The organism is Streptomyces sp. NPDC015032, assembly GCF_043080425.1.
In the GTDB taxonomy this organism is placed as follows: domain Bacteria; phylum Actinomycetota; class Actinomycetes; order Streptomycetales; family Streptomycetaceae; genus Streptomyces.
Genome location: NZ_JBIBVN010000011.1, coordinates 1 through 13,623 on the forward strand (window position 1 = coordinate 1; position 13,623 = coordinate 13,623).

At 70.7% G+C, this 13,623-nt stretch carries 13 protein-coding genes; 8 read left to right on the plus strand and 5 right to left on the minus strand.

Translation table 11 applies throughout. The annotated features are described in order from the left end of the window. The coding region (locus tag ACF08M_RS17635; RefSeq protein WP_392186332.1) for a transposase at window positions 1-144 on the plus strand (144 nt) is incomplete at its 5' end. A gap of 139 nt (window positions 145-283) precedes the next feature. On the opposite strand, the gene ACF08M_RS17640 is transcribed toward ACF08M_RS17635, so the two are convergent. Beyond that, window positions 284-718 (minus strand): hypothetical protein, encoded by a 435-nt coding sequence (locus ACF08M_RS17640; protein ID WP_392186156.1) that lies wholly within the window; start codon window positions 716-718, stop codon window positions 284-286. Window positions 719-871: 153 nt separating this feature from the next. On the opposite strand from ACF08M_RS17640, the gene ACF08M_RS17645 reads away from it, so the two are divergent. Further along, complete coding sequence (locus tag ACF08M_RS17645; protein WP_351074698.1) at window positions 872-1,183, plus strand: NIPSNAP family protein; 312 nt, start codon at window positions 872-874, stop codon at window positions 1,181-1,183. Window positions 1,184-1,311: 128 nt separating this feature from the next. On the opposite strand, the gene ACF08M_RS17650 is transcribed toward ACF08M_RS17645, so the two are convergent. The 3 genes from ACF08M_RS17650 to ACF08M_RS17660 form a co-directional block, all read right to left on the minus strand. Then, entirely contained in the window at window positions 1,312-1,656 is a 345-nt protein-coding gene (locus tag ACF08M_RS17650) for a thioredoxin family protein (RefSeq protein WP_392186157.1), read from the minus strand. Between the two features lie 3 nt (window positions 1,657-1,659). After that, window positions 1,660-2,064, minus strand: a complete 405-nt coding sequence (locus ACF08M_RS17655; RefSeq protein ID WP_392186158.1) for a MerR family transcriptional regulator — start codon at window positions 2,062-2,064, stop codon at window positions 1,660-1,662. 99 nt (window positions 2,065-2,163) lie between these two features. After that, the gene (locus tag ACF08M_RS17660) at window positions 2,164-3,534 is read right to left on the minus strand and encodes a cation:dicarboxylate symporter family transporter (RefSeq protein WP_392186159.1); all 1,371 of its coding nucleotides are present in this window, start codon (window positions 3,532-3,534) and stop codon (window positions 2,164-2,166) included. 131 nt (window positions 3,535-3,665) lie between these two features. Between ACF08M_RS17660 and ACF08M_RS17665 the strand changes: the two genes are divergently transcribed. From ACF08M_RS17665 to ACF08M_RS17675, 3 genes are all read left to right on the plus strand, one after another. Then, entirely contained in the window at window positions 3,666-5,387 is a 1,722-nt protein-coding gene (locus ACF08M_RS17665) for an ATP-binding protein (protein WP_392186160.1), read from the plus strand. Then, a complete protein-coding gene (locus ACF08M_RS17670; protein ID WP_392186161.1) occupies window positions 5,384-6,058 on the plus strand; it encodes a response regulator in 675 nt (224 codons plus the stop codon). Before ACF08M_RS17665 ends, ACF08M_RS17670 begins: the two co-directional genes overlap by 4 nt. A gap of 369 nt (window positions 6,059-6,427) precedes the next feature. Next, complete coding sequence (locus tag ACF08M_RS17675; protein WP_392186333.1) at window positions 6,428-7,066, plus strand: helix-turn-helix domain-containing protein; 639 nt, start codon at window positions 6,428-6,430, stop codon at window positions 7,064-7,066. A 307-nt stretch (window positions 7,067-7,373) separates the two neighbouring features. Here ACF08M_RS17675 and ACF08M_RS17680 read toward each other — a convergent pair whose 3' ends face one another. Further along, window positions 7,374-8,399: an ATP-dependent 6-phosphofructokinase gene (locus ACF08M_RS17680; RefSeq protein ID WP_392186162.1), complete on the minus strand. Its 1,026-nt coding sequence runs from the start codon at window positions 8,397-8,399 to the stop codon at window positions 7,374-7,376. Window positions 8,400-8,709: 310 nt separating this feature from the next. Between ACF08M_RS17680 and pta the strand changes: the two genes are divergently transcribed. From pta to pyk, 3 genes are all read left to right on the plus strand, one after another. Further along, the gene (gene pta, locus ACF08M_RS17685) at window positions 8,710-10,836 is read left to right on the plus strand and encodes a phosphate acetyltransferase (RefSeq protein WP_392186163.1); all 2,127 of its coding nucleotides are present in this window, start codon (window positions 8,710-8,712) and stop codon (window positions 10,834-10,836) included. A 4-nt stretch (window positions 10,837-10,840) separates the two neighbouring features. Next, a complete protein-coding gene (locus ACF08M_RS17690; RefSeq protein WP_392186164.1) occupies window positions 10,841-12,091 on the plus strand; it encodes an acetate kinase in 1,251 nt (416 codons plus the stop codon). 74 nt (window positions 12,092-12,165) lie between these two features. Then, the gene (gene pyk, locus ACF08M_RS17695) at window positions 12,166-13,596 is read left to right on the plus strand and encodes a pyruvate kinase (protein ID WP_392186165.1); all 1,431 of its coding nucleotides are present in this window, start codon (window positions 12,166-12,168) and stop codon (window positions 13,594-13,596) included. Window positions 13,597-13,623: the final 27 nt, after the last annotated feature.

Here is a 13,623-nt window from a genome sequence, read left to right on the forward strand (position 1 = left end):
CTGCGGGCCGAATACACAGGCCGCATCAACCGCATCGGCATGGGCTCGGTCTTCTGGTCCCGCTCCTACTTCGCGGGCTCGTGCGGCGGTGCACCGCTCACGGTGATCCGTCAGTACATCGAGCAGCAAAAACGTCCACTCTGACGCGCAGGTCAAGGCGGCCTCAAGATGCGTTTCCCTCCCCGGCCGAAGCCGGGGATACCCACGCAAGACCAGGGATGGCGTAAGGTACTCGGTCACATCCGGCGGCGGAACTAGGTCGCAAGGCGGAGGGGCGTCCTCGTCATGACGAAGCCAACCCGCCGCGCCTGGTCGTTTGCCAATCAATCCAGTCGCCGCAGGCCAACGCGAACAGAGCGACTGACTTCGCTGTCAAAGGACAGCGACGACCCCACCGGCTACCCTCGCAGCCCTCCAGGCCCGGGTCCTCACCCGGACCGCTCGGCGGGCGCCGGAGGCCCCGCACCAGGCCCGCTCGGCCGCCGAGCGCCTCGACCGCGCTCGCCCATGAATCGGCGGCGTGCCCCTTGGCGTTCGCACGGTCGGAGACGGCCTTGATCGCCTCCAGCTGGGATGTGTCCAGCCCCCTGTTGCGGGACGCGTGCAGCACGTGGTCGACGCCGGCGGTCATCATGGCGAGGTTGGCGCCCGCGCCGTTGTAGTCCTTCTTACCGATGTAGGCCGCTGTCCCGGCCACGATGGGCGGCAGGATGTCCACGATCGTCCGCAGGTACGGGGCGACGGCGGCGGGGGGATGTTCTCCGCCGCCGCCACGGCGAAGGCGTGGACCAGCCCCGCCACGCTGCCGTACTCGGGACCCGGGGCGCACAGGCCGCCTTCGGCTCGGACCGGGATGCAGCATTATGTGGGCGTGATCACTATTCATCTGAAATACGAGATTGACGCCGACAAGCTCGAGGACTTCGAGGAATACGGCCGCCGCTGGGTCGGGCTCGTCAATCGCTTCGGCGGGACGCATCACGGCTACTTCCTGCCGAGCGAGGGCGACAGCGACATCGCCTACGCCCTCTTCTCCTTTCCCAGTCTCGCCGCGTACGAGCAGTACCGCACGGACAGCATGTCCGACCCGGAGTGCCAGGATGCCTTCGAACTGGCTCGTAACACCCGCTGCATCAAGCGGTACGAGCGCCGCTTCCTCCGGCCGCTCGACGTCATGTCCTAGGCCAGGGGCCGGGCTTGATCGGCTGCCCCGAACGCCGGGACATGGACGTGCAGTTCTTCGACGCGATCGCCGTGGAGTTACGGTTGCGCGCTGCACCTCCCTGTCCGGACGTACGCGCCCGTCCCGCCTCACACCGTCGCGAACACGTCTTCCAGCTCCTGGAGCAGCTTGCGCTTGGGCCGGGCGCCCACCATCGACTTCACCGGTTCGCCGGAGTGGAACACGATCAGGGTCGGCGTCGCCAGCACCGCGTACCTGCTCGCGGTCCCGGGGCTGGTGTCGACGTCGATCTGGACGACCTTGATGCGCCCGGCCTCCTCCGCGGCGACGGCGCTGAGCACCGGGGCGAGCCGGCGGCACGGGCCGCACCAGTCGGCGGTGAACTGGACCAGGACGGGGAGGCCGGCCCCGAGCACCTCCCTGTCGAAAGTGGTGTCGGTGACCTCGGCCACGCCCTCTGCCGCATGAATCATCTGTCATCCTCCCAGTTCACAACGTGGTTCCGGGCCGCCCGGAAGTTCTGCCGCGGCCTCCAGCTCGGCTCTGGCGAGCTGCGCGCCCACCTGGGCGCGTACGGCCCGGAGCTGCTCGATGAGCGAGTCGAGCTCGCCGAGCTTGCGCCGGTAGACGGCGAGCGAGGCGGGGCAGGCGTCGCCGGCCGGGTGGCCGGCGCGCAGGCACTCGACGAACGGCCGGGTCTCCTCCAGTTCGAACCCGAAGTCCTGGAGGGTCCTGATCTGCTGGATCAGACGCAGATCGTCCTCGTCGTACGCGCGGTAGCCGTTTCCGGCCCGCCGCGCGGGCAGCAGCCCGCGTGACTCGTAGTACCGCAGAGTCCGCGTGGTCGTCCCGGCCCGCTCGGCCAGCTCCCCGATTCGCATGCCTTCGACGGTAAAGGTTGACGCGGACGTCACGGCAAGCACGAAGGCCGTCGCGGGAACTCCCGCGACGGCCCTTCCGCTGTGCTGGGCGTTCGGCGCCTAGGCCTTGGCCACCGCGGGCTCCTGGTCGCCGTCCCGCGGCTCCGGAACGCTGTCCGTGCCGGCGCCGTGGTCGGCGTCCTGGCTGAGCATCCCGTCGTTCCACGGAAGTGCGCCGGAGAGGACCTTGTCCACCCGCTCCTTGTCGATCTCCTTGGTCCAGGTCCCGACCAGGACCGTGGCCACCGCGTTGCCCGCGAAGTTCGTCATGGCGCGGGCCTCGCTCATGAAGCGGTCGATGCCGACGATGAGTCCGACGCCGTCGACCAGGCCGGGGCGGTGCGACTGGAGGCCGCCCGCGAGGGTGGCGAGGCCCGCACCGGTGACTCCGGCCGCACCCTTCGAGGCGACGATCATGAAGAGCAGGAGCGAGATCTGCTCGCTGGCGCTCAGCGGGTCGCCCATCGCGTTGGCGATGAAGAGCGAGGACATCGTGAGGTAGATCGCGGTGCCGTCGAGGTTGAAGGAGTAGCCGGTCGGCACGGTGATGCCGACGACGGGCCTGCTGACCCCGAGGTGCTCCATCTTGGCGATGAGCCGGGGCAGCGCGGACTCCGAGGACGAGGTGGAGAGGATCAGCAGGAATTCGCGGCCCAGGTACTTCAGCAGGGACACCAGACTCACTCCGGCGACCAGCCGCAGGATCGTGCCGAGCACGACGAAGACGAAGATCGCGCAGGTGAGATAGAAGCCGATCATGATGATCGCGAGGGACTTCAGGGCATCGATTCCGGTCTCGCCGACCACCGCCGCCATCGCGCCGAACGCGCCGACCGGCGCGGCCCACATGATCATGGCGAGGATCCGGAAGACGAGGCGCTGAATGTGCCCGATGCCGCGCAGGACCGGTTCGCCGGCCGAGCCCATGGCCTGGAGCGCGAAGCCCGCGAGCAGGGCGATGAGCAGCGTCTGCAGCACCTCGCCCTCGGTGAAGGCGGAGACCATCGTCGTCGGGATGATGCCGAGCAGGAAGTCCACGGTGGACTCACTGGCACCCGCCGCCTGCTTCTCCCCCGCGGCGCGCGCCGCTTCGGTGATGTGGAGGCCCTGGCCGGGCTCCAGGAAGTTGCCGACGAGCAGACCGATGGCGAGCGCGACGGTCGACATCACCAGGAAGTAGCCGAGGGCGAGGCCGCCGACCGCGCCGACCTTGGCTGCCTTGCGCACCGATCCGACGCCCAGCACGATCGTGCAGAAGATGATGGGCGAGATCATCATCTTGATGAGGTTCACGAAGCCGGTGCCGATCGGCTTGAGTTCGACGGCGACGTCCGGGGCCGCGAAGCCCACGAGGATGCCGAGGCCCACGGCCGCGATCACGGCGAGATACAGATAGTGCGTACGGTCCCGCTTGGCGGCTGCCACTCCCACGGGGGTTCTCCTCGGTCGTCCGGGTCGCTCCCCCGTCCCTGGGGGGCTTGGCGACTATCCCGCCCCCTTGTGATGCCGGTCACGGTTACGTGCATTTCGTTCATATGTTTTCGGCCAGGCAGACTGTTGCCATGCGTCTGCCCCGTCCCCGTACCCGCCCGCGCAGCCTGGCCGGCCAGCTCTTCGCCATGCAGGTGGTGCTGGTCGCGGCCGTGGTGGCGGGGTGCGCCTTCTTCGCCTACGCCTCCGGCCGCGAGCAGGCGAAGGAGACCGCGGCCCGGCAGGTCACCGCGGCGGCGCTGGCGATCGCCGGCTCGCCGTCCGTACGGGAGGCGATCCGCACCCCGGATCCGTCCGCGGTGCTCCAGCCCTACGCGGAGAAGGTCCGCAAGGACACCGGGATCACCTTCGTCACGATCATGTCCCCGGACCGGGTCCGCTGGACACATCCGGACTCCGGCCGGATCGGGGAGAAGTTCCTCGGGCACACCGCGCAGGCGCTGCGCGGCGAGACGTTCTCGGAGACGTACACCGGCACCCTCGGACCCTCGATCCGGGTCGTCACCCCGGTCCGGGACGGCGGCAGGATCACCGGTCTGGTCAGCGCGGGCATCACGGTCGAGCGGGTCTCCTCGCAGGTGCGGGAGCAGTTGGGGGCGCTGGGGCTGGCGGCGGGCGGGGCGCTGGCGCTCGGCGGGATCGGTACGTATGTGATCAACGCCCGGCTCCGGCGGCACACGCACGGCATGAACGCCGCCGAGCTGAGCCGGATGCACGACTACCACCAGGCCACGCTGTACGCGGTGCGCGAGGGGTTGCTGATGCTCGACGGGCGGCGCAGGATCGCGCTGATCAACGACGCGGGCCGGGAGCTGCTCGGTCTCGGTCCGAAAGCGGTCGGGCGCAGGGTCGCCGACCTCGATCTGCCGGCGCCGCTGACCGGTGCGCTGCTCGCCTCCGAGGAACGGGTCGACGAGCTGCACCTGACGGCCGACCGGGTGATCGTGGTCAACACCCGCCCGGTGGTGGGCGGGGAGCAGCGCGGTACGGTCGTGACGCTGCGGGATCACACCGAACTCCAGGCGCTTTCCGGTGAGTTGGACTCCGAGCGGGGATTCACCCAGGCCTTGCGCTCGCAGGCGCACGAGGCGGCGAACCGGCTGCACACCGTCGTTTCGCTGATCGAACTGGGCCGGGCCGAGGAGGCGGTCGGTTTCGCCACCGCCGAACTGGAGCTGGCCCAGGCCCTCACCGACCGGGTGGTGGACGCCGTCGCCGAACCGGTGCTGGCGGCACTGCTGTTGGGCAAGGCGGCGCAGGCGAACGAGCGCGGGGTGGAGCTGATGCTCGCGGACGACAGTCTGATCGACGACGGTGCCCTGCCCACGACGCTGCCGCACCGGGAGCTGGTGACGATCCTCGGCAACCTGATCGACAACGCGGTGGACGCGGCGTCGGAGGCGGCGACCGGGGGGCCGGATCCGGCGACCGGTGCGGCCGGCCCGTCCGGTCCCGCGGCCGTGCCCGCCCAGCGGGCAGCGGAGCCGGGCCGGGCCGCCCGCGCCCGGGTCACCGTCACCGCGCTCGCCGGGGAGGACGAGCTGCTGCTGCGGGTCGCCGACTCCGGCGCCGGGATCGATCCGGACGACGCCGCCGAGGTGTTCGGCCGCGGCTGGTCGACGCACGGCGCGGGCCGGGGAATCGGACTGGCCCTCGTACAGCAGGCGGTGCACCGCAACGGCGGGACGGTGACACTGGACCGCGGCCCGGACGGCGGTGCGGAGTTCACGGTGCGGCTGCCGCTGACCACCGGCCGCAGCACGACGCGCACCACGAAGGAGAGCACCGCGTGATCCAGGTACTGGTCGTCGAGGACGACCCCGTAGCCGCGGACGCCCATCGGCTGTACGTGGGCCGGGTCCCCGGATTCACGGTGGCGGCGGTCGCGCACTCGCGCGCGGAGGCGGTGCGGGCGCTCGACCGTGCACCGGTCGATCTGCTGCTCCTGGATCTGTATCTGCCGGACGGGCACGGCCTGCAGCTGCTGCGCTCGCTGCGCGCGGCCGGTCACTCGGCGGACGTCATCGCGGTGACATCGGCGCGCGACCTGGCGGTGGTCCGGGAGGGGGTGTCGCTCGGTGTCGTCCAGTACGTGCTGAAGCCGTTCACCTTCGCCACCCTGCGCGAACGGCTCGTTCGTTACGCCGAGTTCCGCGCGGCGGCCGGTGAGGCGAGCGGTCAGGACGAGGTGGACCGGGCGCTCGGCGCACTGCGCGCACCGCAGCCGACCCGGCTGCCGAAGGGGCTGAGCGGTCCCACGCTGGAGGCCGTCACCCGCGCGCTGCGGGCCGCCCCGGACGGGATCACGGCAGGCGGGACCGGGTCGGAGCTGGGCATCTCGCGGATCACCGCGCGCCGCTACCTGGAACATCTGGTGACGGTGGGACGCGCGGTGCGCAGTCCGCAGTACGGCCAGATCGGGCGTCCGGAGCTGCGCTACCGTTGGGTGCCCCAGGTGCACTGACCCGTACGGCACCGGGAGCCGCCGCACCGGGACACACAACACCGGGACGTACGGCGCCGGAACCACCGCACGAGGGCCTCTCGTTTGGATCACGCCGGGCTCGCGGGGCCTGGCACGCACGCTCGCCGCGTTGTCGTCACTCGCCAGGGCTCCGCCCTGACTCCCTCCTCCGCCTTGCGATCGCACGCACCAGACCCCGCTCCCTGATCCGGCCTGATCCAAACGAAAGGCCCTAGGACGTTCCTACGAGCCGTGATATCGGTCGAACACACCGTAGTAACACCGCGTGTTGACTTCTACGGTGGGGCCGTGCACCCCTCCCCGCCGTTCAACGCCCCCGCAGCGCGCCGTCTCCGTGAGGCCCTGGGGATGCTTCCCGGCCATGTTGCGTACGGTCTCGCGGCGCAGTACGGACTCCGTATCGGCACCGAGACGGTGGTCGCCTGGGAGCGCGGGCTCGCCGTCCCGACCGAGTACGAACTCACCGCGCTGGCCGGAGTGTTGTGGTGCTCGCCGGGTGAGCTGCTCACCGCCGCGCGCACCCTGCGCGAGCACCGGGTGGCCCGGGAGCTGGCCGTGGAGGAGCTGGCACGGCTGCTGGGGTTGACCGCCTCGGCGTATCGGCGGATGGAGGAGGCGGGGCGCTGGCGCGGCAACGAGCGTCAGTCCGCGGTGCTCAGCGAGGTGCTGGGACTGACCGCCGCCGGGTTCGTGGCGGTGTCCGGGCGGGAGGAGGAGCTGGCGGAGCTGTTGCGCGGTGCGGTGACGACGCGCCGGCAGGCCCACGTCCGGCCGGTGGCCAGGCTGGTACCGCTGGAGCGGGGATTTCTGCAGGACGTACTGGAACAGTTGCACGCCGACTACCAGGCGCTGATGGTGTCGACGCCGAGCTGGAGCAGCACGGGTGCGGAACGGGCCGGGTCGACGGCTGACGCGGGGCGGGCGTTCCTGGCGGAGATCGTGGAGCGGTTCTGGCAGACGGCGGGGGTGCGGGGGACCAGCGTCTGAGCCGTCCGGCTTCCGGTGGCCGCGCGTCTGTGCCACCGGGTCGAAGAAGAAGAGGCTCCCCCTGCGCCCTCCCCTGAATCGAGCGCCCGGACAGAGTGGGGACATGTCCCGGACAGGGGCGAGCCCTGTTGATCCGCGCCGCCGGCTCAAGGGTGGAATCCGGCACCCGGCCGGTCCGGCCCGGCCTCCGGAAAGGCCCTGGGAGCCGGGAGGAACGGCCTGCGGCCCCGACCGTCCACGGGGGGACGGTCGGGGCCGCAGGCCGTGTCCCGTGAGGTTTCCGTGACGCCGCGGCGCGTGTCCGGGTTCAGAAGACCGACTCGGCCTCGTCCATCCGGTCGGCCGGGACCGTCTTGAGCTGGGTGATGGCGTCGGCGAGCGGCACCATCTTGATGTCGTTGCCGCGCAGAGCCGTCATCCGGCCGAAGTCGCCCCGGTGTGCGGCCTCCACCGCGTGCCAGCCGAAGCGGGTGGCGAGCACCCGGTCGTACGCGGTCGGTGTGCCGCCGCGCTGCACGTGGCCGAGAATGACCGGCCGGGCCTCCTTGCCGAGCCGGGTCTCCAGCTCGATGGCCAGCCGGTTGCCGATGCCCTGGAAGCGCTCGTGACCGTACTGGTCGATCTCGCCCTTGGCGTACGGCATGGACCCCTCGGCCGGGTGCGCGCCCTCGGCGACGCAGATGACCGCGAACTTCTTGCCGCGTGCGAAGCGCTCCTCGACCATCTTGACCAGGTCCTCGACCTGGAAACGGCGCTCGGGGAGGCAGATGCCGTGCGCGCCGCCCGCCATTCCGGACTCCAGCGCGATCCAGCCCGCGTGGCGTCCCATCACCTCGACGACCATGACCCGCTGGTGCGATTCGGCGGTGGTCTTGAGACGGTCTATGGCGTCGGTGGCGACGCCCACCGCGGTGTCGAAGCCGAAGGTGCGGTCGGTGGCGGAGATGTCGTTGTCGATCGTCTTGGGTACGCCGACGACGGGCATTCCGGCGTCCGACAGCATCCGCGCGGCGGTGAGGGTGCCTTCGCCGCCGATCGGGATGAGGGCGTCCATGCCGTAGCGGCGGCTGAGCTCGGCACAGTTCTCGGCGGCCTCGCGCAGCCGGTCGCGCTCCAGCCGGGCCGAACCGAGGATGGTGCCGCCGCGGGCGAGGATGCCGCTGACCGCGTTGAGGTCGAGGGGCCGGAAGTGGCCGTCGAGGAGTCCCTTGAAACCGTCCTCGAAGCCGATGACTTCGTCGCCGTGACCCACCACGGCCCGGTGCACGACCGACCGGATCACTGCGTTCAGGCCCGGACAGTCGCCGCCTGCGGTGAGAACTCCGATGCGCATCGTGCTGTATCTCCTGCTCGCTGGTGCCGTGCATTTCGGGGGTGGCTACGGAATCCCCCGTACGAGTCCCCCGTACTGTGAGCCACGTCGATTGTCCCACGTCTGGTCTGGACCTCGCGCTCCCCCGCCGCTCCGGGGATGCCCGCCCGGGTCTTCCGCCGGACGCGGCACGGCGTCCGGCGAGGCCCGGGACGGGCCGTACGGGCCCCGGCGCGGGGGCTCACGCCCGGCGGGCGGCGTCCAGGACCCCGCGAGTATCGTCAACATGGCAATACCATCCCAAACCGCAGAACTGGACGGGAGAGCACGCGTGACGCGCAGCGTGTACGTGACCGGAATCGACCGGGGAGACGGCCGTCAGGTCGTCGATCTGGGAGTCATGGAGCTCCTGACGCGTCAGGTGGACCGGGTCGGGGTGTTCCGGCCGCTCGTCCACGACGGACCCGACCGGCTCTTCGAGCTCCTGCGGGCGCGCTACCGCCTCCCCCAGGACCCCGCGTCGGCCTACGGCCTGGACTACCACGAGGCGTCCGCGCTCCAGGCGGAGCAGGGCACCGACGAACTGGTCTCCCGGCTCGTGGACAGCTTCCATCAGGTGGCCCAGGACTACGAGGTCGTGCTGGTGCTCGGCACCGACTTCGCCGCCACCCAGCTCCCCGACGAGCTGGCGCTCAACGCCCGCCTCGCCAATGAATTCGGCGCCTCGGTGATCGCGGTGGTCGGCGGGAAGGGCCAGACCGCGGAGTCCGTGCGGGCCGAGACCCGCAATGCCTACCGGGCGTACACCGGTCTGGGCTGCGATGTCCTCGCGATGATCGTCAACCGGGTGGCGGCCGAGGACCGCGATGCCATCGCGGAGCGGCTGACGGCCCAGCTGCCCGTCCTCTGCTCGGTGCTGCCGGACGACGCGGCGCTCTCCGCGCCGACCGTCGCCCAGATCACCGCGGCGCTCGGCGGCACGGTGCTGCTCGGCGACGACTCCGGGCTGGCCAGGGACGCGCTGGACTTCGTCTTCGGCGGCGCGATGCTGCCGACCATGCTGAAGGCGCTGACGCCGGGCTGTCTGGTGGTCACACCCGGGGACCGGGCGGATCTGGTGGTCGGTTCGCTCGCCGCGCACAGCGCCGGGACTCCGCCCATCGCCGGTGTGCTGCTGACCCTGGACGAGCGTCCCGGCGAGGAGATACTCAGGCTGGCCGCGCGGCTCGCACCGGGGACCCCGGTCGTCTCGGTGGCCGGCGGCTCGTTTCCCACCGCGGGTCAGCTCTTCGCGCTGGAAGGCAAGTTGAACGCGGCGACGCCCCGCAAGGCGGAGACCGCACTGGGCCTCTTCGAGCGCCATGTGGACACCGCCGCGCTGCTGGACCGGGTCTCGGTGGCCCGCAGCAGCCGCGTCACCCCGATGATGTTCGAGCACGAGCTGCTGGAGCAGGCCCGCGCCGACCGGCGCCGCGTCGTCCTGCCCGAGGGCGCCGAGGAACGGGTGCTGCGCGCCGCCGACGTGCTGCTGCGCCGCGACGTCTGCGAGCTGACCCTTCTCGGCGACGCCGATGTCATCCGCAAGAAGGCCGCGGACCTGGGCATCGATCTCGCCGGTACACAGCTCATCGACCCGCAGACCTCCGAGCTGCGCCAGGGCTTCGCCGAGCGGTACGCGCAGCTGCGCGCGCACCGCGGGGTCACGGTGGAGCTGGCGTACGACGTGATCGCGGACGTCAACTACTTCGGCACGATGATGGTCCAGGAGGGGCTCGCGGACGGCATGGTCTCCGGGGCGGTGCACTCCACCGCCGCGACGATCCGTCCGGCGTTCGAGATCATAAAGACGAAAAAGGCCGGGCGCAGCTCGTCGGACGGGATGGCGGCGGGCGGGGGGAGGACCGAGCCGGACGCCTCGATCGTCTCCTCCGTCTTCTTCATGTGCCTCGCCGACAAGGTCCTGGTGTACGGCGACTGCGCCGTCAATCCGGACCCGGACGCGGCGCAGCTCGCGGACATCGCGGTGCAGTCGGCCGCCACCGCCGCCCGCTTCGGTGTGGAGCCGCGGATCGCGATGCTGTCGTACTCGACGGGCACCTCCGGATCGGGCGCCGACGTCGACAAGGTGCGCGAGGCGACGGACCGGGTCCGCGCGAGCAGGCCGGACCTCAGGATCGAGGGACCCATCCAGTACGACGCCGCGGTGGAGCCGAGTGTCGCCGCGACGAAGCTGCCCGGCTCCGAGGTGGCGGGACAGGCGACGGTGCTGATCTTCCCGGACCTGAACACCGGCAACAACACCTACAAGGCCGTGCAGCGCTCGGCGGGCGCGGTGGCCGTCGGACCGGTGCTCCAGGGGCTGCGGAAGCCCGTCAATGATCTGTCCCGGGGCGCACTCGTCCAGGACATCGTCAATACCGTGGCCATTACGGCGATCCAGGCACAGAGCGAGGAGTGAACGGATGACCACCCCGACCGCACAGGGCCCTTCCACGACGGGTGCGAACCGCGTGCTGGTCCTCAACTCCGGCTCCTCCTCGGTGAAGTACCAGCTGCTGGACATGAGCGACCGCTCCCGGCTCGCGGTCGGCCTGGTCGAGCGGATCGGCGAGGAGACCTCCCGCCTGGTGCACACCCCGCTGGTCGGCAAAGGCGACGGGCGTCGCGAGCGCACCGGCCCGATCGCCGACCACGCGGCCGCGCTGAAGGCGGCGGCGGAGGAGCTGGCGGCCGACGGACTGGGCCTGGACTCCCCCGCGCTGGCGGCGATCGGCCACCGGGTGGTGCACGGCGGACTGCGGTTCACCGAACCGACCGTGATCACCGACGAGGTGCTGGAGGAGATCGAGCGCCTGGTTCCGGTGGCCCCGCTGCACAACCCGGCGAACCTCACCGGCATCCGCACGGCGCGGGCGCTCCGTCCGGACCTCCCGCAGGTGGCGGTCTTCGACACGGCGTTCCACACGACGATGCCGGAGTACGCGGCGCGGTACGCGATCGATGTGGAGACGGCCGACGCGCACCGCATCCGGCGCTACGGATTCCACGGCACCTCGCACGCGTACGTCTCCCGCAAGGCCGCCGAGCTGCTGGGGCGCACCCCCGAGGAGGTCAATGTCATCGTGCTGCACCTGGGCAACGGCGCCTCGGCGTCGGCGGTGGCCGCCGGCCGGTGCGTGGAGACCTCGATGGGGCTGACCCCGCTGGAGGGGCTGGTGATGGGTACGCGCTCCGGAGACATCGATCCGGCCGTCACCTTCCACCTGGAGCGGGTCGCCGGGATGTCGACGGACGAGATCGACGAGCTGCTCAACAAGAAGAGCGGTCTGGTCGGGCTCTGCGGCGACAACGACATGCGGGAGATCCGGCGCCGGGTCGACGAGGGCGACGAACAGGCGGCGCTGGCGTTCGACATCTATGTGCACCGGCTGAAGAAGTACATCGGCGCCTATTCGGCGGTCCTCGGGCGGGTGGATGCCGTGGTCTTCACGGCGGGGGTCGGGGAGAACTCGGCGCCGGTACGGGAGGCTGCGATCGCCGGGCTCGAAGGGCTCGGCCTGACGGTGGACGCGGATCTGAACGCCGTACGGTCCGACGCGCCGCGGCTGATCTCGCCGGACCACGCACGGGTCGCGGTCGCCGTGGTGCCGACGGACGAGGAGCTGGAGATCGCCGTCCAGACCTTCGCACTCATCGGACAGGCCCACAACTGAGCACCCCCGCGCCCCTTTGTACCTTCCACCAGACGGAATATTCCGTAGCGAAACAAACCGATAGGATCCGCCTCATGCGCCGTTCCAAAATCGTCTGCACCCTCGGTCCCGCCGTCGACTCCCATGAGCAGCTCGTCGCTCTGATCGAGGCCGGCATGAGCGTGGCCCGCTTCAACTTCAGTCACGGCAGCCACGAGGAGCACCAGGGTCGTTACGACCGGGTCCGCAAGGCCGCTGCCGAGACCGGTCGTGCGGTCGGCGTGCTCGCCGACCTCCAGGGCCCGAAGATCCGCCTGGCGAAGTTCGCCGAGGGCCCCGTCGAGCTGGTCCGCGGGGACGAGTTCACCATCACCTCGGAGGACGTTCCCGGCGACCGGTCGATCTGCGGCACGACCTACAAGGGTCTGCCCGGCGACGTCGTCAAGGGCGACCCGATCCTGATCAACGACGGCAACGTCGAGCTGAAGGTCGTCGCGGTCGAGGGCCCCCGGGTGAGGACCATCGTCATCGAGGGCGGCGTCATCTCCGACCACAAGGGCATCAACCTGCCCGGCGCGGCGGTCAACGTCCCGGCGCTGTCCGAGAAGGATGTCGAGGACCTGCGGTTCGCCCTGCGGATGGGCTGCGACCTGGTGGCGCTCTCCTTCGTGCGGGACGCCAACGACATCAAGGACGTCCACAAGGTGATGGACGAGGAGGGCCGCCGGGTCCCCGTCATCGCCAAGGTCGAGAAGCCGCAGGCCGTCGAGCATATGGAGGGCGTCGTCATGGCGTTCGACGGTGTGATGGTCGCCCGTGGCGACCTCGCCGTCGAGTACCCCCTGGAGAAGGTCCCGATGGTGCAGAAGCGCCTGGTGGAGCTCTGCCGCCGGAACGCCAAGCCGGTGATCGTGGCGACCCAGATGATGGAGTCGATGATCACCAACTCGCGGCCGACCCGCGCCGAGGCGTCCGATGTCGCCAACGCGATCCTGGACGGCGCGGACGCGGTCATGCTGTCCGCCGAGTCCAGCGTGGGCGCGTACCCGATCGAGACGGTCAAGACGATGTCGAAGATCGTCGTCGCGGCCGAGCAGGAGCTGCTCTCCAAGGGCCTCCAGCCGCTGGTCCCGGGCAAGAAGCCCCGCACCCAGGGCGGTTCGGTGGCCCGCGCCGCCTGCGAGATCGCGGACTTCCTGAACGGCAAGGCGCTGGTTGCCTTCACCAAGTCCGGCGACACGGCCCGCCGCCTCTCCCGCTACCGCGCGGCGCAGCCCATCCTGGCCTTCACCACGGACGAGTCGACGCGCAACCAACTCGCCCTGAGCTGGGGCGTCGAGGCCCATGTCGTACCGCACGTGGACAACACGGACGCGATGGTCGACCTGGTCGACGCGGAGCTTCTGAAGCTGGACCGCTACAACGAGGGCGACACCATGGTCATCACGGCCGGCTCGCCCCCCGGCATCCCCGGCACGACGAACATGGTGCGGGTGCACCACGTGGGAGGCGGGGCGCGCGACTGACGCGTCCGGCGCCCATAAGGCCGTGGG

Coding starts and splice junctions, on each gene's coding strand:
- ACF08M_RS17650 (WP_392186157.1), bottom strand. CDS start 1,656: ATGATTCATGCGGCAGAGGGCGTGGCCGAGGTCACCGACACCACTTTC.
- ACF08M_RS17655 (WP_392186158.1), bottom strand. CDS start 2,064: ATGCGAATCGGGGAGCTGGCCGAGCGGGCCGGGACGACCACGCGGACT.
- ACF08M_RS17665 (WP_392186160.1), top strand. CDS start 3,666: ATGCGTCTGCCCCGTCCCCGTACCCGCCCGCGCAGCCTGGCCGGCCAG.
- ACF08M_RS17675 (WP_392186333.1), top strand. CDS start 6,428: ATGCTTCCCGGCCATGTTGCGTACGGTCTCGCGGCGCAGTACGGACTC.
- ACF08M_RS17680 (WP_392186162.1), bottom strand. CDS start 8,399: ATGCGCATCGGAGTTCTCACCGCAGGCGGCGACTGTCCGGGCCTGAAC.
- ACF08M_RS17690 (WP_392186164.1), top strand. CDS start 10,841: ATGACCACCCCGACCGCACAGGGCCCTTCCACGACGGGTGCGAACCGC.
- pyk (WP_392186165.1), top strand. CDS start 12,166: ATGCGCCGTTCCAAAATCGTCTGCACCCTCGGTCCCGCCGTCGACTCC.